Source organism: Paraburkholderia sp. BL6669N2, assembly GCF_003387275.1.
Classification (GTDB): Bacteria; Pseudomonadota; Gammaproteobacteria; order Burkholderiales; family Burkholderiaceae; genus Paraburkholderia.
The window spans coordinates 2,177,937-2,200,324 of the sequence record NZ_QUNA01000002.1 but is presented as its reverse complement, the minus strand read 5'-3'; the positions used below and the strand labels follow the sequence as shown (position 1 = coordinate 2,200,324).

The window sequence follows — 22,388 nt, the reverse complement described above, 5'->3', positions numbered from 1 at the left end:
GGCATGCACGCGCTCAAGCTGCCGGCCGGCGGGTCGTCGTCCAAGGCTCGCCAGGCGCGGCTCAAAAAGCCGCTCAAGAAGCGTTTTCCGTTCGCGGCATGGCTGGCGCTGCTGCCGATGGTCCTGACCGTCGTGTTCGCCTATCTGGGCACGATGGTCTGGACCGCGCGCGTGTCGCTCAGCAATTCGCGCACATTTCCTTCCGGCGATTTCGCGGGCTTCACGCAGTACGCGCGTCTCTTCAATAACGACCGCTGGCTGCTGTCGTTGCAGAACATCGTAATCTACGGCGCGTGTTTCATCGTGGCGTGCATGGTGATCGGTTTGCTGCTGGCGATTTTCATCGATCAACGCGTGGTCGCCGAAGGCGCGTTGCGTACGGTGTTTCTGTATCCGTATGCGATGTCGTTCGTGGCGACGGGGCTCGTCTGGCAGTGGATCCTGAACCCTGAACTGGGCGCGCAAGCCGTGCTGCACAAGCTCGGTTTCGCGCACGCGCGCTTCGACTGGATCGTCGATCAGGACTGGGTGATTTACACCATCGTGATTGCGACGGTGTGGCAGGCCTCGGGTCTGGTGATGGCGCTATTGCTCGCGGGCCTGCGCGGCATCGACGACGAGTTGTGGAAAGCCGCGCGCATCGACGGCATTCCGCGCTGGCGGGTGTATGTCAGTATCGTCGTGCCGATGCTGGGCCCATCCATCTCCACTGCTTTCGTGCTGCTGTTCGTGATGGTCGTGAAGCTCTACGACGCCGTGGTCGCGATGACGCAAGGTGGCCCCGGCACGGCGAGCGAAGTGCCGGCGAAGTTCATCATGGACTATCTGTTCGGCCGCGCCAATATCGGGCTCGCGTCGGCGGCGTCGATCGTATTGCTCGCCACCGTGCTGGCGATTCTCGCGCCGTTCTTCTATGCCCGCAGCCGCGCCGCCCTGCGCAAGGAGGTGTGATGAACACGCTCAGTCCGCCGTTGAAAAGCGGCACGCCTCGCCGCGCGCAGCCACGCCGCCGCCGCTCGACGTTCACCCCGGCGCGGCTCGGCGTCTACGCGTTCCTGCTCACAGCGGCGCTGTTCTTCCTGCTGCCGCTCTATGTGATGCTCGTCACCTCGGTCAAGCCGATGAGCGAGATCCGCCTCGGCAATCTGCTGGCATTTCCCGCGCATTTCACGCTCAGCGCGTGGAGCGCGGCGTGGCAGTCCGCCTGCACCGGGCTCGATTGCAATGGCATTCAGGTCGGTTTCTGGAACTCGGTGCGCATTGTCGTGCCGAGTACGATTCTCTCGATCGCGATCGGCGCGGTGAACGGCTACGCGCTGTCGTTCTGGCGGCCGCGCGGCGCCGGCCTGCTGTTGGGCGTGCTGCTGATGGGCGCGTTCATTCCCGTGCAGGTGATGGTGTATCCGCTCGTGCGCGTGCTGGCGAGCGTGCATCTGTTCAGCTCGTTGCCGGGCATCGTGGTGATTCACACCATCTTCGGCATGCCGGTCATGACGCTGCTGTTCCGCAATTACTACGTGTCGATTCCGCAGGAGCTGTTCAAGGCGGCACGCATCGACGGCGGCGGCTTCTGGCGCATCTTCCTGCAACTGATGCTGCCCATGTCCACGCCGATCATCGTGGTGGCGGTCATCATGCAGGTCACGGGCATCTGGAACGACTTCATTCTCGGCCTAGTTTTCGCCGGCACCAAAAACTTGCCGATGACGGTGCAACTGAACAACATCATCAATACGACGACCGGCGAGCGCCTCTATAACGTCAATATGGCGGCGACCATTCTGACTTCCATGGTGCCGCTCGCGGTGTACTTCGTTTCGGGCCGCTGGTTCGTGCGCGGCATTGCGTCCGGCGCCGTCAAGGGATAGGGCGATGACAAACGTGGCTAATATGGCAAACGCGGCGGACATGGCGGGTGTGGCGAGCAGTCCCGATGCGGCGGATGCCGCGGGCCTCACGAATCCGGCCAACGTCGCCGTGCGCAATCTGACGATTCAACTCGGCGCGAACACGGTGATCGAGAATCTGAATCTCGACGTGCGGGCCGGCGAATTCGTCGTGCTGCTCGGACCGTCCGGCTGCGGCAAATCCACCTTGCTGCACAGCATTGCCGGCTTGATCGACGTGACCGACGGCAGCATCGAGATTGCCGGCGAAGACATGACCTGGGCCGACCCGAAAGACCGGCGCATCGCGCTGGTGTTTCAGTCGTACGCGTTGTATCCGACCATGAGCGTGGAGCGCAACCTGTCGTTTGCGCTGCGCATCAACGGCACGCCGAAGGCGGAGATTGCGCGGCGCGTGGCGCGCGCCTCGGACATGCTGCAACTCGGACCGCTGCTCAAGCGCAAACCGGCGCAACTGTCAGGCGGCCAACGGCAGCGGGTCGCCATCGGCCGGGCGATCGTGCGCGAAGCCGACGTGTTCCTGTTCGACGAGCCGCTCTCGAATCTCGATGCCAAATTGCGCACCGAGCTGCGCCGTGAACTCAAGCAACTGCACCAGCGCCTGGGCGCGACGATGATCTACGTCACGCACGATCAGGTCGAGGCAATGACACTTGCCACCCGCATGGCGGTGATGCGCGGCGGCGTCATCCAGCAGTTCGGCACGCCCGCCGAAGTCTACGCGCGTCCCGACAACCTGTTCGTCGCGACGTTTCTGGGCACGCCCGCGATGAACCTGCTCAAGGGCACGCTCGAAGCACGCGACGGCGCGCTCCACTTCTGCACGGAGCGTTGGCGGCTCGACGTGTCGGCGTACTCGTTCAAGACCGCGCCCGCCAACGGCTTGCCGTGCGTGCTCGGCGTGCGGGCCGAAGACGTGCGGCTCGCCGAAGGCGCGAGCGAACACGCAAAAGTTTCGCTCGTGGAGCCGATGGGCAACCACCGCGTCATCTGGCTCGACTATCATGGAGTGCAGGTCGCATCGATCGACCAGACGAAGACGCCGGTGGCGATAGGGGACACCGCGGCGTTTTCGTTCGACAGTACCCATGTCTCTCTGTTCGACGAAGCGGGCGGCGCGCGTTTGTAGCGCCGGCACGCGGCGTCGCTGACAATACAACATGCTTGACGGAGATCCGCGTGGCAACACTCAAAGATGTCGCGGCACTGGCCGGCGTGGGCATGTCGACCGCCTCGCGTGCCATTTCGGGTAAAGGACCCATCTCAGCCGATGCCGCCGCGCGCGTGAAGGCGGCCATCGAACAGTTGAACTTTCGTCCGTCTTCCATCGGCCGGGCCATGGCCACGCAGTCGCTCGGCATGGTCGGCATTTTCGTGCCGACGTTCTTCGGCTCCTACTACGGCACGATCCTCAAGCAGACCGACGAAGAACTGCGCGCGGTGCGCCGCCACGTGGTGGTGGCGACCGGCTGCGGAGAAGTCTCGCCGCGCGAGCAGGCCATCGAGGCGGTGCGCTTTCTGATCGGCCGCGATTGCGACGGTGTGGTGGTGATCAGCCACGATCTGCACGACGAAGACCTGATCATGCTGCACAAGATGCACCCGAAAATGGTGTTTCTGAACCGCGCGTTCGACCAGTTGCCGGAGGCGTCGTTTTGCGCCGACCACCATCGGGGCGGCGAACTGGCGGCGCGCGCGCTGCTCGATCACGGGCATCGCGAGATTGCGGTGATTTCCGGGCCCTTCACTTCTTCGGACAACCAGATGCGTCTGGAGGGCTTTTTCGCCGAGCTGGCGCGCGAGGGCATTGCACGCGACGACGTCACGCTGATCGAATCGGACTTTTCACCGGAAGGCGGCTACGCCGCCGCGCAAAAGCTGCTCGGCACGAAGCGCCGTTTCACCGGTCTGTTCTGCGCGAACGATACGATGGCGGTGAGTGCGCTGGCCTGTTTTCACCAGGCGGGCATCTCGGTGCCCGGCGAAGTCTCGGTGATCGGTTACGACGACGATTATTCGGCCGCGTATGCCGCGCCCGGACTTACCTCGGTGCATATCCCGACCGCGGAACTGACGCAGAACGCCGTGCGCTGGCTGGTCAATCAGTGCTACCGGACTACGTGGGAGATTTTCCGCGAGTTTCCGGTGAGCGTGACGATGCGGGAGTCGGTGGGACCGGCGCAGGGGGCGATGCAGGCGGCGCGGTTGAGCAGTACGTCGTAGCTGCTTCTCGCGAGGCGGCGAGGCGGCAGAGGTGCTGACCTCGCTGCCCGGCCGCCCGTGAAGGTTCAGGTGCCGCTGCGCAGCGACTGCTCGTAGCGCAGGCGCGCTTCTTCATCGAGCCGCGTATCTTCGAGTTCCTGAAGCACGGCTTCGAGATCGATCGGCGTGCTGTCCAGTTCGACGCGGCCGGTCAACGCGGCGTCCACATGCAACGCGCCCGCTTCGTAGAGCGACCAGATTTCCTTGCCGTAACTGGTCTCCAGTAACGCCGGCGCGAAGCGGCCGAAATACGTGGCGAGGTTGTTGACGTCGCGCTCCAGCATGGCGGGCGCTTCGAGATTGCCGGCGGCATCCACGGCCTGCGGCAGGTCGATGATGACCGGACCGTCGGCGGCAAGCAGGATGTTGTACTCGGACAGGTCGCCGTGGATCATGCCGGCGCACAACATGCGCACTACCTCGTTCACCAGTCGCGCATGCAGTTCGAGCGCGCGTTCTTCCGTCATCTCGACATCGTTCAGACGCGGCGCGACGTTGCCGTCGGCGTCGGTCACCAACTCCATCAGCAATACGCCGTCCGTGCAGATAAAAGGCTGCGGCACGCGCACGCCCGCGTTCGCGAGCTGGAACAGCGCGTCGACTTCGGCGTTCTGCCAGGCCTGTTCCTGCACTTCGCGGCCATAGCGGCTGCCTTTTTCCATCGCGCGTTGCTGGCGGCTGTTCTTGACCTTGCGGCCTTCGCGGTAGGACGCAGCCTGGCGGAAGCTGCGCTGTTTGGCGTCCTTGTACACTTTCGCGCAGCGCGTGGCGTCGCCGCTGCGTACCACGTAGACGGTGGCTTCCTTGCCGCTCATCAACTGGGAGATGACTTCGTCGATCAGGCCTTCTTCGACGAGCGGGAGCAGACGTTTCGGGGTTTTCATGCGACCGCCGAAGAGCGGTGGTCGGCGCGGCGGCGATAAGCGGCCGGCGGCGAGGGCAGGTGATGCGGGATTCGGGTCATGCGGGATTATACGGGGAGACCGCCTCGAGCATAAAAAGTGGCCATGAAACGACTGCGGACTCGCGCGAGACTGTTGTAATTGCCGACACAGTCATTTGCTGTTTTCCCCCATTCAGTTCGCATGCCGATCGCGTAAACTCGCGGGAACAAGACGTTACGGGGTGCGAGATGTTGGCCGTGTTCTTCATTGCCTGTCCGATCTGCATTGCCGCGTTGCTCGGTTTCGCGCGGCACGTGCATCCGGCTACGGGACAATTCAGGCGGTAAGTCGGTCAGCCGGGTGATGTCCGCAGCGCCAATCGGGCGCGTACTGCGTGTTCTCTTTCTTGAGGCGACCTCGCTACAGGTCTTGCCTTTGAGTGCCGAGTCGCGGCACGATGCGCGATAACCTGGATTAGGGCGGTATCGCGTATGCGAGATTTTCTGGCGACTGTTGCGGCACGCGCCAGCGTGCTGAAGGGCGTCCTTCCTCTGAACCGCGCCGCGGCGGCGCGCGACGCGTTGGCCGGTGTGCAGCTTGCGTCGATGGATATTCCGCAAGTGCTCGGCTACGCGCGTATTGCCGGCATGCCGGCCGTGACGGGCTTGTACACGGTCTTTCTGCCGCTGATCGCCTTTGCGTTTTTCGGCGCCTCGCGGCATCTGGTCGTCGCCGCGGACTCCGCGACCGCCACCATCTTCGCAAGCCGGCTTTCCACCATGGCGCCGGCCTCCAGCGCGGAATATGCCGCGCTCGCCGCGATGGTCGCCTTGCTTACCGCTGCCTTGCTGTTTATCGCGCGGATTTTCAAACTGGGCTTTCTCGCCGATTTTCTGTCGCGCACCGTGCTGGTCGGCTTCCTTGCAGGCGTCGGCGTACAGGTCGGCATTGCGATGCTCGGCGACATGCTCGGCTTGCCCGGACATGCCGCGCGCAGCGTCGATCAGCTCATGCTGGTGGTGCGCGAAGTTAGCCAGATCCATCGGCCGACGCTCGCCATTTCGCTGCTGGTGGTCGTCGCCATTCTGACGTGCAAACGCTTTCTGCCACGCGTGCCGGTGCCGTTGATCGCCGTCGTGGCGGGTATTGCGGCGAGCGACATGTATCGCTTTCCGGTCCACGGCATTGCCGTGCTTGGCCCGGTGGCGGGCGGCTTGCCGCCACTGCGCGTACCGTCGGTGACATGGCAGCAGATGCTCGATCTGCTGCCCGTGGCGGCGTCCTGCTTCGTGATGATCGTCGCGCAGAGCGCCGCCGCGAGCCGCGTGTTCGCCGAGCGTCACCGCGAACCGGTCGATACCAACGCCGACTTGCTCGGCATCGCCGTGGCCAACGCGGCGGCGGCGTTTTCAGGCGCCTTCGTGGTGAACGGCAGTCCGACGCAAACCGCCATGGCCGATCTCGCCGGCACGCGCAGCCAGTTCGCGCAGTTGGTCTTCGCGGCCGTGGTGGTGGCGGTGCTGCTGTTTTTCAGCCGCTATTTGCAGTATCTGCCGCACTGCATTCTCGCCAGCATCGTGTTCACGATCGCCATCGGCTTGATCAATCTGAAGACCTTGTTTGCGATTCGCCGGGAGAGCCCTGGCGAATTCGCGCTGGCCGTGTTCACCGCGGCGGCCGTGGTGCTGATTGGCGTCGAGCACGGCATTCTGGTGGCGGTGGCGCTCTCGCTGCTGCGTCACGTGCGCCACAGCTACCGTCCGCACACGATGATTCTCGCCCCCAACGACGACGGCGTCTGGGTGCCGGTGCCCGCCGTGCCCGGCGTCCAGACCGCGCCGGGCCTGATCGTCTACCGCTTCGGCGCCGATCTGTTTTACGCGAACGACCACTTTTTCGTCGACGATACCCGGCGCCTGATCGACCTTGCGCCGAGCAAGGTGCGCTGCTTCGTGATCGACGCAAGCGCGATCACCGACATCGACTATTCGGCCTCACGCTCGATTGGCGAGTTGTGCCAGACATTGAAAAGCCAGGGCATCGAGGTATTGTTCGCGCGCGTGAACCGCTATTTGCGGTCGGACATGGACCGGCACGGCATCACGCCGATCGTCGAGGAAGGTTGCATTTTCAACACCTTGCACGAAGCGCTGCGCACGGCCGGTGTGGAGAAACCCGACCGGCATGTGAAAGAGGCCACGTAAGCGCGGGATTGCGCGAGGGCAGCGCGATGCGCAGCTTCCGGCGCCGCGGTTATTCGTCAGCGAAGAAATAGCCGATGAAGAAACATACGCCCGCGATAACAGCGCCCAACACCGCGACGGTATAAGCGAGCGCCGTGCCGTGCCACAGTCCGTCGAACCACTGATGAAGCTGCGCCATCAGCACCGCCGCATTGCCGCCAATACGCTGCAGTTCGATCTGATAGCGCGGATCGGCCACGCTATACATGGAGACGGCGCTGTCCGGCGGCGGCGTGGTCGCATAGATGATCACGGCCAGAATCACACCGGCCACGAATGCCGTGATGCCCGCGAGGTAGAGCCGCTTGCGCCATGGCGAGCGCTGCGCTGCCGGATTCACTTCGTTACCGCCGCTCATCGTATTCGTCTATCCGCTTCAATTGTCACGGCGACAGTATCGCAGAGCGGCAGGCGCCTCCGGACGCGCTCAGCTTTTCGAAGTCAGCAGCTTGATGCCGGCAATGCCGAACATGATGGCGAGCGAGCCGTCCAGCCAGCGCCGGATCGACGCGTAGATGCGCCGTGCGGAAGCGGTCGAAAACAGCACCGCGTAGCTGCTGAACACCGACATGCCGATGCACATGCAGCCGAGCACCACCGGCGTGGCATGCGAGGTGCCGCCGGCCGGCGACATGGCCAGCGAGACGATCGAGAGCCACACCAGAATCGCTTTCGGATTGGTGAGATGCAGCAGCAGGCCGCGCAGATAGAGGCGCTTGAGTGGTTCGTTGTCACGCGCCGTGCCCGTGGGCAACGCCTTGGGACGGAACGCGGAGCGCGCGGATTTGAAGCCGAGCCACAGCAGATACAGACCGCCGGCAATCTTGATCGCCACCAGACATTCCGAATAAGTGGCGAGTACGGCCGACAAACCCAGTGACGCCAGCAGCGCCCAGAAGTACGAACCCGACACCACGCCGAGCGCGAAGGTGAGCGCGGAACGGCGGCCCGCGCTCATCGCCAGCGACATGATCGCGAGATTGCTCGGCCCGGGGCTCGCCGTACCGACGAAGTAGGCGCTGTAGGCGATCAGGACATCGGCGGTGAGGAAGCTGCTGGCGATCATCGGCTGGACCTTGGCGGCGGGCAGGGCGTGCGGCTCGCAGCGCACACGGGTAAAGAGCGCGAGTCGTCGCGCGAACGCAGATTTTTGCGCGTGGGCGGAAGAATCTCACAGATACAGTTCGTTGCTCCAGCAACAGCACAATCGCGCGGACGCGGCGGCTTGGGCTCACGCACCGGCTGCCATGCCGATGCAATCCGCGAGCGCGCCCGCCACCGCCTGGCGGCTATGCCGCGGACGCTGCACGAGGCCGATTTCCCGCTGAAACGTCGCCTCGCCGAGTTCGAGCGCCACGACGCCGGCCGGCCATTTGCCGAGCCCCGCGCTATTCGGAAGCAGCGCCACGCCGATGCCGCGCGCGACCAGTTGCACGATGCCTTGCAGCTCGTCCAGTTCGATCACGTCGCGCACATTGACCCGCGAGCGCCGCAGAAACCGGTCGACCAGCCTGCCGCCGAACGAGCCGCGGTCGTAGCGGATAAACGGTTCGCTGCGCAGCAGGTCGCGCCAGGACCGCGGCGCGCCCTTGCCGCGCACGAGCGCCTTGGGCACGAGCAGCACGAACGGTTCGGTGACGAGCGTGCGCCATTCGAGTTCGGACGGCAGCGCGAAGGGCGGTTTGATGATGACGGCCAGGTCCAGTTCGCCGGAGTCCACTTGCCCCAGCAAGCCAAGCGACACGCCGGGCACGACCCGAATGCGCCAGCCGGGACGGTCGTCGCGAAAGCGCGCGAGTGCGTCGGCGAGAAGCGACACTTGCGCGGATGCAATGGCGCCCACCCGCAGCATGCCGCTTTCCGCCGCGACCGCGCCACGTTCGGAAAGCTGCGCGTAGAGCGTCATCATTTCCTCCGCGAGCGTGAGCGTTTCGCGGCCGGCGTCGTTGAGTGTGGCGGAGCGGCCGGTGCGGTCGAAGAGCGCGAAGCCGAGTTCTTCTTCAAGCCGTTGCATTTGCGCGCTCACGGCGGATTGCGTCAGGCCGATGCGCGCGCCGGCGCCCGAAAACGTGCCGTACTGGCTGACTGCAATGAAAGTCTTGAGTTCGCTTAGCATTTTCGATTGATCGAATTTGGTGATAGTCAGATCAAATATATATCGTTTTTCAACATTTTTAGTCATGGTTAAACTTTGCTTCACGCGTGAGGTTTTCAAAAGGCCCGCACGTTCAACCCAATTCCAATCAGTGAGTTCCCCATCATGAGCGTTGCCGATACCGTCTTGCCGCCGTTCCATCTGGCGTTCCCTGTTCATAGCCTTGCCGCCGCGCGCGAGTTTTACGGCGAGCTGTTGGGCTGCCCGGAAGGGCGCAGCTCGGACGCGTGGGTCGATTTCAATTTCTATGGCCATCAGATCGTCGCGCATCTCGCGCCGGAGGAAATCGGTCATCGTCATACCAGCAAGGTCGACGGCGATGCCGTGCCGGTCCGCCACTTCGGCGCGGTGCTCTCGATGGCGCAATGGCAGGCCGCGGCGGACAAGCTGCAAGCGGCCGGCATCGACTTCATCATCGAGCCGCATGTGCGTTTCAAGGGCGAAGTGGGCGAACAGGCGACCATGTTCTTCCTCGACCCGTCGGGCAATGCGCTGGAATTCAAGGCGTTCGCGGATATGTCGGCGTTGTTTGCGAAGTAACGCCGGTAGCGGCGTGGCAAAGGGTCGAGGATCGACCAGGCTTTGAATGCGCGTGAAGTATTTGCTTCGCGCAAGACAATCCATGCGATGTTTCGCGACGCGCTCGCGCGACATCGCATTGAAGCGGCACCTCAATTCCGGCTATCTTCTCTTATCAAACGTTTGCTTGCCGGCAAACTCCTCGCAGTTCAAGCACCGTTTTTCCTTACGTTAGCCTTCCTGACAATTCCGCCATTTTGGCGCCATGCAGGTGTTGGTGCTAGCGATCTAGCATAAGCGCTGATTCACCATCCCTTACCTGCATTCATCCGGGCGCGTTTCATGTGGATCGTCAACGTTGCGCTTAAGCGGCCCTACACGTTCATCGTGATGGCCATTCTGATCTTGCTGGCGACGCCGTTCGTGCTGTTCACCACGCCGGTCGACGTGCTGCCGGAAATCAATATTCCGGTGGTCAGTATCATCTGGACCTACACGGGCTTGTCGGCCGAAGACATGGCCAACCGCATCACCTCGGTCAACGAGCGCAGTTTGACCACCACGGTCAACGACATCGAGCACATCGAATCGCAATCGCTCGCGGGCATCACGATCCTGAAGGTGTTCCTGCAGCCGAACGCGAACATTCAGACTGCGATCGCGCAAACGGTGGCCGTCGAACAGGCGCAGCTCAAGCAGATGCCGCCGGGCGCCACGCCGCCGCTCGTGATCAGCTATTCGGCTTCCAGTATTCCGGTAATCCAGCTCGGCCTGTCGAGCCCGAAACTCTCCGAGCAGGCGCTCAACGATACGGCGCTGAACTTTCTGCGCCCGCAACTCGTGACGATTCCCGGCGCGGCCGTGCCGTATCCGTATGGCGGCAAGTCGCGGCTGATCTCGGTCGACCTGAACACGCGCGCGCTGCTTGCCAAAGGCCTGACGCCTTCCGATGTGGTCAGCGCGTTCAACGCGCAAAACCTGATCTTGCCGACCGGCACGGCGAAGATCGGACCGAAGGAATACACGATCAACATGAACGGCTCGCCCAGCACGCTGGAAGGGCTCAACGATATTCCGGTGCGCACGCTCAACGGCGCGACCACGTATCTGCGTGAAGTTGCGCATGTGCGCGACGGTTTCTCGCCGCAGACCAATATCGTGCGGCAGGACGGGCATCGCGGCGTGCTGATGTCGGTGCTGAAGAACGGCAGTGCGTCGACGCTCTCCATCGTGAATACGCTGAAAGGGCTGCTGCCGAACGCACAAGCGGCATTGCCGCCCGATCTGAAAATCACTGCGTTGTTCGATCAGTCGGTGTTCGTGAAAGCGGCGGTGCAGGGCGTGGTGCGCGAGGCGCTGGTCGCCGCCGCGCTGACCGCCGCGATGATCCTGCTGTTCCTCGGCAACTGGCGCAGCACCTGCATTATTGCGATCTCGATTCCGCTGTCGATCCTGTCCTCGCTGATCGCGTTGCATGCGCTCGGGCAGACCATCAACATCATGACGCTCGGCGGTCTCGCGCTGGCGGTGGGGATCCTGGTGGACGATGCCACGGTGACGATCGAGAACATCGAACGGCATCTGCATATGGGCACGAATCTGCACGACGCGATTCTCGACGGCGCGGGTGAAATTGCGATTCCGGCGCTGGTGTCCACGCTCTGTATCTGTATCGTGTTCGTGCCGATGTTCTTCCTGACCGGGGTGGCGCGTTATCTATTCGTGCCGCTCGCCGAAGCCGTGGTGTTCGCCATGCTGGCGTCGTACATTCTCTCGCGTACGCTGGTGCCGACCCTCGCGATGCTGCTGATGGGGCACGCGCACAAGCCGAAGCAGGGTGCGAAGCCCGGTCTGTTCATGCGCCTCTATCACCGCTTCGATCGTGGGTTCGAGCGCATGCGCGCCGGCTACATCATGATTCTGAGCAGCTTGCTGGTGCGTCGCGGCATGTTCGGCAGCGTGTTCCTCGGCTTTTGCGTCGTCTCGATGGGCCTGATTTTCGTGCTCGGCGAAGACTTCTTCCCGAGCGTGGACGCCGGCGACATTCGCCTGCATATGCGTGCGCCGACCGGCACGCGCATCGAGGAAACCGCGCGTCTCGCCGACGAAGTCGAAAAGGTGATTCGCGAAGTCGTGCCGCAGAGAGAACTCGGCACGATTCTCGATAACCTGGGATTGCCCTATAGCGGCATCAATCTTTCGTACAGCAATGCGGGCACGATCGGCACGCTCGACGGCGAGATCCAGGTGGCGCTCAATGAAGATCACAAGCCCACGCAAATCTACATGGACAAACTGCGCGCGATTCTGCCGCAGCGCTTTCCGGGCGTCGAGTTTTTCTTTCAGCCGGCCGACATCGTCACGCAGATTCTCAACTTCGGTTTGCCTGCCGCCGTGGACGTGCAGATTTCCGGCGCGAATCAGGAGGGCAACTTCGACATTGCGCGCAAGCTGCTGAAACAGGTGCGCATGATTCCCGGCACAGTGGACACGCATATACAGCAGAAGCTGGATGAACCGGCGATCAATCTTCAGATGGACCGCACGCGGCTTCAGCAACTCAATCTGAGCGCAAGCAATGTGGCGCAAAACGTGCTCATTTCGTTGTCGGGCAGTTCGCAAACATCGCCGGGTTTCTGGTTCAACAACCGCAACGGCGTGGAATACAACGTCGCGGTGCAAACGCCACAGTACCAGGTGTCGTCGATCGACGAACTGTTGCGCACGCCGGTCTCCGGTTCGGCCAACGGCCCGACGCAACTGCTCGGCAACCTGGTGCGGGTCGCACCGCAGACGCAGTTCGCCGAAGTCACGCACTACAACATCAGGCCGGTGATCGATCTGTATGTGAGCGTCGAGAAGCGCGACCTGGGGAGCGTGGCGAATCAGGTCGACAAGCTGGTGGACAACGTGCGCGCGTCGCTGCCGCGCGGCAGTCAGATTACCGTGCGCGGCCAGGTGCAGACCATGCGCAGTTCGTTCTTCGGGCTGGGACTCGGCGTGGCGATGGCGATCGTGCTGGTGTACCTGCTGATCGTCGTGAACTTCCAGTCGTGGGTCGATCCGCTGATCATCGTCAGCGCGTTGCCCGCGGCGCTGGCGGGCATTGTGTGGATGCTGTTCCTGACCGGCACGCACCTGAGCGTGCCGGCCTTGACCGGCGCGATCATGACCATGGGCGTGGCTACCGCCAACAGTATTCTGATGGTGTCGTTTGCGCGCCAGCGTCTGTCCGCCGGCGCGCCGCCGCTGACCGCCGCGCTCGAAGCCGGCGCAAGCCGGATCAGGCCGGTGCTGATGACGGCTTTCGCGATGATCATCGGCATGATTCCGATGGCGCTTGGTCTCGGCGAAGGCGCCGAGCAGAATGCGCCGCTCGGCCGCGCGGTGATCGGCGGCTTGCTGTTCGCCACTGTGTCCACACTGTTTTTCGTGCCGCTGGTGTTCGCGGCGATTCACTCCCGCCTCGCGCACCGCCACCGCGGCGGCGATGACGATGGCGGCGCGAATCACACGGGTTCCCACGACGACGGCCCCGCGCCCGAGCACGGCGGCGCTGGCAAGCCCGCGTAAAGTTAAATGACGGCTGACTGAGATGACCGAAAAAACTCATGCATCGCTAGCGATTCCTGCGCGAGAGACAGAAGGCGGCCACGCCTTGCCACCGCGCCATCAAGAATGGAAGCGCGCCAAAATCGCCGTGTGGATCGTGCTGGCGCTGCTGGCCGTCGGGGCCTTGCGCACCGTGATCGCCAACATCATGCAAAACCATGCGGTGGCGGAGACCACGAAGCAGAACGCCACGCAGTATGTGAACGTGGTGAGCCCGACCCAGACTGAAGGCGGCGGCGATACCTTGCTGCCAGGCACGCTGCGCGGCTACGTCGAATCGCCGATCTTTGCGCGCTCCACCGGTTATCTGCTGCACTGGTACGCCGATATCGGCGCGCGAGTGAAGCAGGGCCAATTGCTCGCCGATCTGGATACGCCGGAAATCGATCAGGAACTCGCGCAAGCTTTGGCGCAGCGCCAGCAAACCAGTTCGAGCCTCGGCCTCGCGAAGAGCTCGCTGGACCGCTGGCAGCAATTGCGTCAGCGCGATGCGGTCTCGCAGCAGGAACTCGACGAACGGCAGAGCACTTATACGCAAGACGTCGCCAATCTCGCCGCCGCCGACGCCAACGTCAAGCGCCTGCAGCAACTCGAATCGTTCAAGCGGATCGTCGCGCCGTTCGCGGGCGTGGTCACGCAACGCAATGTGGATGTCGGCGATCTGATCGACGCGGGCAGCGGCACGAGCCGCGCGCTCTTCGCGCTCGCGCAGTCGGACCCGCTGCGCGTTTATGTGCAATTGCCGCAGGCGTACGCGCAAAACGTGTCGGCGGGACAGAAGGTGGTGGTGACGCAGGCCGAGCTGCCGGGCCAGCAATTCCACGGAACGATCACGCACATTTCCGGCGCGATCGACGTGCCCACCCGTTCGCTGCAGATCGAAGTGACCTTGCCGAATCCAGACGACAAGCTGCGCCCTGGCGCGTACGTCCAGGTCGCCGTGCCGGCCCTGGCGCATGCGCGATTGACGGTGCCCGGCAATGCTTTGCTGTTTCGTGCCGAAGGCCCGCGCGTCGCCGTGGTCGATGCAAAGGGCAACGTGCAGTTGCACAAGATCGTGATCGCGCAGGATCTCGGACAGTCGCTTGAAATCGAAAGCGGCGTCGAGGCGAACGACAAGATCATCATCAACCCGAGCGATTCGATCGCGGACGGCGATCACGTGCAGATCCAGCAGCCGCAAACCAACGGCAAGGGGGCATCGTGAAGCACGTGGCCACATGCCGTGCGCTGACGACGCTGGCAGGCGCGGCGCTGCTGGCCGCGTGCACAGTCGGGCCGAATTACGAGCGGCCGCAGGCCGAGGTGCCGCCCACCTGGCAAACCGATTCGTACTGGCGCGTGGCCGTGCCGTCTCATGCGCCGATCTCGCCGGACTGGTGGAGCGCGTTCAGCGATCCGACGCTCGCCACGCTGGAAACGCAGGCGCTCGCGCAGAATCAGACGCTGGTCGCGGCCAGCGCGCATTACGAGCAGGCCCGGGCGACGCTCGCGAATAACCGCGCACAGCAGATTCCCGAAGTCGATTTCGCGGCGCAGGGATCGCGCTTCCGGATTTCGCAGAACCGTCCACGAACGAATTACGGCACGCCCACGACGTCGACGGTGCAAAACAATGTGCAGCTCGGCCCCACGATCAGCTACGACACCGATCTATTCGGCCGGATACGTCGCGAAGTGGAAGGCGCGGCGGCTTCCGCGCAGCAATCGGCGGACGATCTGGCCAACGCGCGGCTCGTGCTCACCACCGATCTCGCCAGCGACTATTTCTCGCTGCGTGAACTCGACGCCGAGATCGACGTGCTGAATCGGTCGGTGAAACTGCAGCAGAAGGCGCTCGACTACGTCACCACGGAACATGATCTCGGTTCGGTGTCCGGGCTCGACGTGCTGCAACAGAAGTCGCTGCTCGACTCGACACGTGTGCAGGCGCAACTGCTGCTGAATCAGCGGGCGCAGTTCGAACATGCGATCGCCGCGTTGGTCGGCGTGCCCGCGCCGCAGTTTTCGATCGAGCCCAAGGTGCTCGCGGTTCAGGTGCCGTCGATTCCGCTCGGCGTGCCCAGCGACGTGTTGCAGCGGCGGCCCGATGTCGCCTCGGCGGAGCGCGCGATGGCTGCGGCGAACGCGCAGATCGGCGTCGCCAGGGCGGCATTTTTTCCGAGTCTCACGCTGGCGCCGAGCATCGGTTGGGAAAGCACGCAGTTCGCCAGTCTGCTGAGCGCGCCGACGCTGATGTGGACCCTCGGCGCGGCAGTCGGCCAGGTGTTGTTCGACGGCGGCCGCCGCGCGGCCAACGTGAAGTTCGCGAGCGAAGGCTACAAGGCCACCGAGGCGAACTACCGCCAGACCGTGCTCACCGCGTTCCAGCAGGTGCAGGACGGCATCACCGGACTGTCCGTGCTGGATGGCGCGGCGAAGCAGTCGAGCGAGGCCGTCACCGATGCGCAGCGTCTACTGGCTCTCGCCAACGACCGCTATTCGGGCGGTCTCGTCGCGTACCTCGACGTGATCACCGCGCAGCAGTCGCTGCTCACCAGCGAGCGCCAGGACGTGCAAATTCACGGCCAGCAGATGACGCTGTCGGTCTCGCTCGTGAAGGCGCTGGGCGGCGGCTGGGATGTCGGCACGGACATGTCGAGTACGCCCGCGGGCGCGCAACCCAGCGACACGAAAGAGGCGATGGCTCCGGCGCGGTGAGCTAGCGGATCATGAAGAAGCAGGGGCAGCAGCGGGAGCACGCGGCGGTGCGCAAGACGATTGCAAGGCGTTTCGTATAATGCACAGACAAGGGGACGCGCATGAAATTGCTGATTGTTGAAGACGAGCACAAGGTGGTGGACTACCTGCGCTCCGGTTTGACAGAGCAGGGGTGGGTCGTCGACGTCGCGCTCGACGGCGAGGAAGGCATGCATCTGGCCACCGAATTCGATTACGACGTGATCGTCCTCGACGTGATGCTGCCCAAACGCGACGGCTTCAGCGTGCTGAAGGCGCTGCGTATGCGCAAGTCCACGCCGGTCATCATGCTCACCGCGCGCGATCACGTGAACGACCGCGTGCGCGGCCTGCGCGAAGGCGCCGACGACTACCTCACCAAACCCTTTTCGTTTCTCGAACTGGTCGAGCGGCTTCATGCGCTCGCGCGCCGCACGCGCTCGCAGGAGTCGACGCTGATTTCCGTCGGCGATCTGTTCGTCGATCTGATCGGCCGGCGCGCGACGCGCGACGGCGTGCGCCTCGATCTCACCGCCAAGGAATTCCAGCTGCTCAGCGTGCTGGCGCGCCGGCAAGGCGACATTCTGTCGAAGACCGCGATTACCGAACTCGTCTGGGACGTCAACTTCGACAGCCATACCAACGTGGTCGAGACCGCGATCAAGCGATTGCGCGCCAAGCTCGACGGCCCGTTCCCCTCCAAACTGCTGCATACCGTGCGCGGCATGGGGTACGTGCTCGAGGTGCGTGAAGAGGCGGAGCAGCCATGAACAGGTCGATTGCCCGGCGCCTCGCGTTGATGTTCGCGTTGGTCGCGCTGTTCGTGTTCACGCTGGTCGGCACGGGGCTCTTTCTGGTGCTGCGCACGCAGCTCGAACACCATCTGCGCGAGTCGCTCGACGACCGCACGCAGATCGCGCGCATCATCGTGTATCACGCCGTGACGCCGGAGAAGTGGCGCATGGCGCGCGAAAAGCTTACCGACATGACGCCGCACGACGGCAGCACGGTATACGCGGTGTCGAGCACCGATCCGTATTTCCATTACGGCACGCCGGTCGGCGGCTCGGTGGTCACGAGTTGGGCCGGCGGCTATTCGCGCGTAACGCCGGCGGGCGGCGGCCAGGACATGCTGACCTCCACGGTGACGATTCCCGCTTACGGCGCGCGTCCGGCGGTGCAATTGCAGGTGGCCGCGAGCTATTCGCCCAATGTGCGCACCATGCGCGTGTTCGGCTCGGCGCTCGCCGCGTTGTCGGCGCTCGGCAGTCTTGGCGTGTTGCTGCTCAGCTATTCGGTCACGCGGCTCGGTCTCGCGCCGCTCACGCGCCTCACGCGCGACGCTTCCGCCGTGAGTCCGAATAACCGCTCGCAGCGTCTGAATACGGCCTCGCTGCCGCTCGAACTGAACGACCTGGCCAACTCCTTCAATGGTGCATTAGAACGGCTCGACTGCGCGTATGGCCGCCTCGAATCGTTCAATGCGGACGTGGCCCACGAACTGCGCACGCCGGTGACGATTCTGATCGGCCAGACGGAAGTCGCGTTGACACGCAATCGCTCGGTCGACGATCTGCGTCACACGTTGCAATCGAATCTCGAAGAATACGAGCGCATGCGGGCGATCATCAACGACATGCTGTTTCTCGCCCGCGCCGATCAGGGCGAGCGCGCAACGGGTCTCGTCGACGTGTCGCTGGCCGCGGAAGTCGCGCATACGCTGGAGTTTCTGGAGATACCGCTCGAAGAAGCGCGGGTGCATGCGCAATTGCGCGGCGACGCCATGGCGCGCGTGAACCGCTCGCTGTTCGGCCGCGCGTGCACCAATCTGTTGATGAACGCTATCCAGCATTGCGAGCCGGACGCCGAGATCAGCGTGACGATCGTGAGTGACGAGAGTCAGGTGCGCGTCGCGGTGGCCAATCCCGGTGAGCCGATCTCGCCGGATGTGCTCGAACATCTGTTCGACCGCTTCTACCGCGCGGAAGTCTCGCGCACGAATAGCCGCGAAAATCACGGCCTCGGGCTCGCGATCGTGAAAGCGATCGCGGAGATGCATCGCGGCACCGTGTCCGCGCAAAGCGCCCACGGCATCAACACCTTTGTGTTTTCGGTCGCGGCGGTTTCGCCGACGGAAGCCGACGTGCCGGCGGCGCGCTCGAATCCGGGTGCGGCTGCTGACGGAACCGGTTATCCGCCACTGGTGAAGAGCAAGTCAGCCTGAATCGGCAGATGCCGCAGCGGCGTTCGAAGGTCGTCTCGCGGCTCGTCGAGATACATTCGCCCGGCAAGCCGGTACATGGACTAGAAATCCAGCGTGAACTGAGCCGGCGCGTCGCTTTCTGTCGCTCCCGCACGTTGGAGGCCGCCTGCCTTCACGCCCAGCAACCTGATGGATTTAACAAGTTCAACCCGTTTCAGACATTGGGTGGCCGCGTGGCGCAGTGCCTTGGCGTCCGCAACCGGCTCCTGGAGCGTGACGTCACGCGTTACTGTCTGAAAGTCGTTGAAGCGAAGCTTGATCCCGATCCTGCGCGCGAGATAGCCTTTACGCTGCAAGTCCGACGCCACCTGTTCGCATAAACGGGTAAATGCGGTACCGAGTTCCTGCCTGTGTCGTACGGCGTGCAGGTCTTGCTCGAAGGTGGTCTCGCGGCTCATCGAGACAGGCTCGCTGTAAGTGACCACTGGCCTGTCATCGAGCCCGTGGGAGACTCTGCGAAGCCATGCCCCATAGCTCCGTCCGAACTGTTCGATTAGCCATTGTTCGCTGCATGCGGCAATGTCACCGATGGTCGTTATCCCGAGAGACGTCAGCTTGGCGTTAGCCTTCGGCCCGATACCATTGATTTTTGCCGCAGCCATTGGCCAGATCCTGGCTTGCAGATCCTCACGCCGCAGAATGGTGATTCCGTCTGGCTTCTGGATGTCCGAACATAGTTTTGCCAGAAGCTTATTGGGCGCAATGCCGACCGAACATGTGAGATTGGTCGCCTCGAAGACGGCGGATTTCAGCTTCCGTGCAATTTGCTCCGATTCGTCGTTCAGCAGCGATAGATCGGCGTAGACCTCGTCGATGCCCACGTCTTCGACTGTCGGACTGACGGACCGGATTGCGTCCTTGAACAGTCGTGAGTACGTTCGATAGAGATCAAAGTTCACTGGAAGGAGAATGGCATCCGGCGCCAGCCGGGCTGCCTGCATGGTGGGCATCCCGGAATGAACTCCGAGCGCTCGTGCTTCGTAGGTTGCGGTCGTCAGGACGCCTCTGCCCGTATAGTCGCGTAAGCGCGCGAATTCACGCGTCCCATCGGCGTTCGTTCGGGGCGCGTCCGAACGACGGCCGGCAACCACCATGGCTTGGCCTCGCAGCTCCGGATACTGCGAAAGTTCACAGGACGCAAAGAATGCGTCCATGTCAATATGGGCTATGCGCCTGTCATCTGGCATGCCTTGATACTCAAAAATAGCGTTCACGGTCTGGCTTGGCCAATAGGGCGCTTATCTGGACCCCAGTCATGAACGTCGATATAGCGAGAAGTCGCGTTCCGCGGCGCAAATACCTAGACTGTACATTCATACAGTGTTTTTGTCAGGTCGTAGGGCCTCGCGAACTGTCTGGCGCTTCGATCCGAGCGGCAGAATGCTTTTTGCCTCAGCCATAGATTGCTTTCGTTAGAATCTGTTTTCGATCCGTATATTTCTAAAACCGGAGACCAACGTGCCAGGCTTACTTCCCGATGTCGACCCCGAGGGGCTCCTTGAATATTCAGTCGTCTACACCGACCGATCCATCAATCACATGTCGCAACTCTTCCAGGGAGTCATGCGCGATATTTCCGATTCGTTGAAGAAGGTCTACAACGCGAAGTCGGCCGTGGTCGTGCCCGGCAGCGGGACTTTCGGCATGGAAGCCGTTGCCCGGCAGTTCGCAACGAACAGGAAGTGTCTGGTCATCCGCAATGGCTGGTTCAGTTATCGCTGGACGCAGATTTTCGACATGGGCGGCATTCCGTCTGAATCGATCGTGCTGAAGGCGCGCCCGGTCGAACAAGGGAGACAGGCGGCCTACGCGCCGCCGCCGATCGAAGACGTGGTCGCTGCGATCAAGGAAAACAAGCCGGATCTGGTGTTTGCGCCGCATGTCGAGACCGCCTCCGGGATCATGCTGCCGGACGCTTATTTGCGCGCGGTGGCCGACGCGGTGCATGCCGTCGGCGGCATGTTCGTACTGGATTGCATTGCCTCCGGCACGGTCTGGGTCGACATGAAGGCGAGCGGCATCGACGTTCTGATCAGCGCGCCGCAAAAGGGCTGGAGCGCCTCACCGTGCTGCGGGCTGGTCATGCTAAGCCCGCTTGCCCGCGAAAGGATCGACGGAACGACAAGCACCAGTTTCGCTTGCGATCTTCGCAAATGGCTGCAGATCATGGAAGCCTACGAGAACGGCGGGTTCGCTTACCACGCAACGATGCCCACGGACGGTCTCGCGATCTTGCGCGATGTCATGAAGGAGACCGAGACATACGGCTTCGATAAAGTGCGAGCGGAGCAGCTTGAACTCGGCAAGCGCGTTCGCGCACTCCTTGCGGACAACGGTTTCAGAAGCGTGGCGGCCGAAGGCTTCGAGGCTCCGGGCGTGGTTGTCAGTTACACGGACGATGATGGGATTCGATCCGGCAAGAAGTTCGCGGATGCAGGGTTGCAGGTCGCGGCTGGAGTTCCGCTGCAATGTGACGAGCCAGAGGATTTTAAGACCTTCCGCATTGGGTTATTTGGCCTGGACAAACTGCATGACGTTGACGGTGCGGTGGAGAGGCTTGCGAAGGCGCTGGATCGTATTAACCTGCACCCGCGTTTTACGGACTCGCAGAATGACGCGGCAGGCGCACCGTAAATACCGTCTCGGCCTCGTCCGAGCGGGCGCTGATATCGCCGCGGTGAGCCCGGGCGATTTCCTGGGCGATGTAGAGCCCAAGTCCCAGGCTATCCTGGGCGCCCGGCCCGCCTTCCGCAACGGGACCGCGCTCAAGAGGCTCGAAAATACGGTGGAGTGCTGACGGCGGTATTGCCTGACCCTGGTTTACCACCTCAATCGACACGTCCTCACCGTTCCCGGCCACCAGCACCTTCACAGCGGCGCCCGGCTCTCCGTACTTGAACGCATTTCCGACAAGGTGCCCAGCATCTGCTGGATGCGCCGACCGTCGCACGTGGCTCGGGTATCGCCGGCGATCTCAAGCTCGACCTTCCGGCCCGCGTGCGCGGCGCACAACTGGTCCAGCTCGTCGGCCACCAGCGTGCCAAGATCGACCGGCGCCTGCGTCACGCGGATGCCCAGTCCGAGCTTGGTCCGGCTGAAGTCCAGCATGTCATCCAGAAGCGCCTGCATGCGGGCGCCGCTTCGGATCAACCGGGCCGCTGCGGTGGATACTTCCTGGCCGTCGTTCAGTCTCGCGAGGTGGTGCGCGGTGACCTGGATGGTCTGCAGCGGGCTTCGCATATCGTGACCCAGCATACCCAGCAGCAGGTTACGGCTCTGGTCGACCTGGTTCGTGAAAAAACTCACCGACTCGCTTAGGGCCTGGTCGATGGCTTCGTTAAACCGGATCACGTCGTCGAGTTCATCTGTCGGCGGGCCGCCGCTATCCAGCCATAACCTGAGCACCGCGGCGCGCAGGGCGCGATATTCGGCAGTCAGTTGATTGATATCGAAGCCGCCACGGGCACGAAGCACCGCGTGCGTCTGAGCAGCTGTTTCAGGCGCGTCGATCACCGGCGACACGCGTCCGCGCGACTTTGCGAACTGCGCCTGCCTGGTCTGCGGGGTAGACAGGTCTTTCGCAATCGCCTCCAGGATCTGCTGCGCATGGTCCCGTAGTTCTCGCGAGGTCATGCCTTGGGCGGCGGGCAGCAATGTCGCGGCAAAAGATTCCCACTCGGCGAGAATTGCTTCCATTTCTTGCGAAATGAACTGAGCCAGTCGCATGTTTGTTCCGAAAGCGGCAACTTCGTGGCGGGCCGGCGGCCCGAATTCTGATCATCGTATCCGAACCGTCGCCCATTTGGTGCAGTGATCGGCTTCTCG

General features: G+C 63.0%; 18 protein-coding genes and 1 pseudogene. 13 read left to right on the top strand and 6 right to left on the bottom strand.

Annotation, left to right across the window (positions count from 1 at the left end):
• Positions 1-3 precede the first annotated feature (3 nt).
• The 4 genes from B0G80_RS32345 to B0G80_RS32330 are packed head-to-tail and all read left to right on the top strand — an operon-like array spanning position 4 to position 4,130.
• Positions 4-951, top strand: a complete 948-nt coding sequence (locus B0G80_RS32345) for a carbohydrate ABC transporter permease (RefSeq protein ID WP_106282546.1) — start codon at positions 4-6, stop codon at positions 949-951.
• Positions 951-1,868, top strand: a complete 918-nt coding sequence (locus B0G80_RS32340; RefSeq protein WP_116121939.1) for a carbohydrate ABC transporter permease — start codon at positions 951-953, stop codon at positions 1,866-1,868. The genes B0G80_RS32345 and B0G80_RS32340 overlap by 1 nt, the downstream gene beginning before the upstream one ends.
• Before the next feature lie 4 nt (positions 1,869-1,872).
• The gene (locus B0G80_RS32335; protein WP_181920107.1) at positions 1,873-3,036 is read left to right on the top strand and encodes an ABC transporter ATP-binding protein; all 1,164 of its coding nucleotides are present in this window, start codon (positions 1,873-1,875) and stop codon (positions 3,034-3,036) included.
• 50 nt (positions 3,037-3,086) lie between these two features.
• Positions 3,087-4,130, top strand: coding sequence for a substrate-binding domain-containing protein (locus B0G80_RS32330; protein WP_116121938.1), 1,044 nt, complete (start codon positions 3,087-3,089; stop codon positions 4,128-4,130).
• A gap of 65 nt (positions 4,131-4,195) precedes the next feature.
• Here the strand turns inward: B0G80_RS32330 and B0G80_RS32325 are convergent, their stop codons facing one another.
• A complete protein-coding gene (locus tag B0G80_RS32325; RefSeq protein ID WP_116121937.1) occupies positions 4,196-5,053 on the bottom strand; it encodes a PA4780 family RIO1-like protein kinase in 858 nt (285 codons plus the stop codon).
• Positions 5,054-5,544: 491 nt separating this feature from the next.
• On the opposite strand from B0G80_RS32325, the gene B0G80_RS32320 reads away from it, so the two are divergent.
• On the top strand, positions 5,545-7,257 hold the full coding sequence (locus B0G80_RS32320; RefSeq protein WP_116121936.1) for a SulP family inorganic anion transporter: 1,713 nt from the start codon (positions 5,545-5,547) through the stop codon (positions 7,255-7,257).
• A 49-nt stretch (positions 7,258-7,306) separates the two neighbouring features.
• Here B0G80_RS32320 and B0G80_RS32315 read toward each other — a convergent pair whose 3' ends face one another.
• The 3 genes from B0G80_RS32315 to B0G80_RS32305 all read right to left on the bottom strand — a co-directional run bounded on the left by B0G80_RS32315 (position 7,307) and on the right by B0G80_RS32305 (position 9,412).
• Complete coding sequence (locus B0G80_RS32315) at positions 7,307-7,654, bottom strand: hypothetical protein (RefSeq protein WP_106282356.1); 348 nt, start codon at positions 7,652-7,654, stop codon at positions 7,307-7,309.
• A 69-nt stretch (positions 7,655-7,723) separates the two neighbouring features.
• On the bottom strand, positions 7,724-8,362 hold the full coding sequence (locus tag B0G80_RS32310; protein ID WP_116123801.1) for a LysE family translocator: 639 nt from the start codon (positions 8,360-8,362) through the stop codon (positions 7,724-7,726).
• Positions 8,363-8,527: 165 nt separating this feature from the next.
• Positions 8,528-9,412, bottom strand: a complete 885-nt coding sequence (locus B0G80_RS32305) for a LysR family transcriptional regulator (protein WP_116123800.1) — start codon at positions 9,410-9,412, stop codon at positions 8,528-8,530.
• Positions 9,413-9,556: 144 nt separating this feature from the next.
• Here B0G80_RS32305 and B0G80_RS32300 point away from each other — a divergent pair, with 144 nt between their 5' ends.
• The 7 genes from B0G80_RS32300 (at position 9,557) to B0G80_RS32275 (ending at position 18,524) form a co-directional block, all read left to right on the top strand.
• Complete coding sequence (locus tag B0G80_RS32300; protein WP_012427720.1) at positions 9,557-9,991, top strand: VOC family protein; 435 nt, start codon at positions 9,557-9,559, stop codon at positions 9,989-9,991.
• Positions 9,992-10,033: 42 nt separating this feature from the next.
• Entirely contained in the window at positions 10,034-10,267 is a 234-nt protein-coding gene (locus tag B0G80_RS45485) for a hypothetical protein (protein WP_147309948.1), read from the top strand.
• 45 nt (positions 10,268-10,312) lie between these two features.
• Positions 10,313-13,543: an efflux RND transporter permease subunit gene (locus tag B0G80_RS32295; protein WP_116121935.1), complete on the top strand. Its 3,231-nt coding sequence runs from the start codon at positions 10,313-10,315 to the stop codon at positions 13,541-13,543.
• A gap of 22 nt (positions 13,544-13,565) precedes the next feature.
• Positions 13,566-14,789: an efflux RND transporter periplasmic adaptor subunit gene (locus B0G80_RS32290; protein WP_116121934.1), complete on the top strand. Its 1,224-nt coding sequence runs from the start codon at positions 13,566-13,568 to the stop codon at positions 14,787-14,789.
• The gene (locus tag B0G80_RS32285) at positions 14,786-16,282 is read left to right on the top strand and encodes an efflux transporter outer membrane subunit (RefSeq protein ID WP_116121933.1); all 1,497 of its coding nucleotides are present in this window, start codon (positions 14,786-14,788) and stop codon (positions 16,280-16,282) included. Before B0G80_RS32290 ends, B0G80_RS32285 begins: the two co-directional genes overlap by 4 nt.
• Positions 16,283-16,383: 101 nt before the next feature.
• On the top strand, positions 16,384-17,070 hold the full coding sequence (locus B0G80_RS32280; protein WP_064269182.1) for a heavy metal response regulator transcription factor: 687 nt from the start codon (positions 16,384-16,386) through the stop codon (positions 17,068-17,070).
• Positions 17,067-18,524, top strand: coding sequence for a heavy metal sensor histidine kinase (locus tag B0G80_RS32275; RefSeq protein ID WP_116121932.1), 1,458 nt, complete (start codon positions 17,067-17,069; stop codon positions 18,522-18,524). The genes B0G80_RS32280 and B0G80_RS32275 overlap by 4 nt, the downstream gene beginning before the upstream one ends.
• A gap of 80 nt (positions 18,525-18,604) precedes the next feature.
• Here B0G80_RS32275 and dinB read toward each other — a convergent pair whose 3' ends face one another.
• The gene (gene dinB / locus B0G80_RS32270) at positions 18,605-19,750 is read right to left on the bottom strand and encodes a DNA polymerase IV (RefSeq protein ID WP_116121931.1); all 1,146 of its coding nucleotides are present in this window, start codon (positions 19,748-19,750) and stop codon (positions 18,605-18,607) included.
• A gap of 271 nt (positions 19,751-20,021) precedes the next feature.
• Here dinB and B0G80_RS32265 point away from each other — a divergent pair, with 271 nt between their 5' ends.
• Positions 20,022-21,197 (top strand): aminotransferase class V-fold PLP-dependent enzyme, encoded by a 1,176-nt coding sequence (locus B0G80_RS32265; protein WP_116121930.1) that lies wholly within the window; start codon positions 20,022-20,024, stop codon positions 21,195-21,197.
• On the opposite strand, the pseudogene B0G80_RS32260 reads toward B0G80_RS32265, so the two are convergent.
• Positions 21,160-22,289, bottom strand: a pseudogene (locus B0G80_RS32260) (ATP-binding protein). The gene B0G80_RS32265 and the pseudogene B0G80_RS32260 sit on opposite strands and share 38 nt — an antisense overlap.
• Between the last annotated feature and the right edge of the window lie 99 nt (positions 22,290-22,388).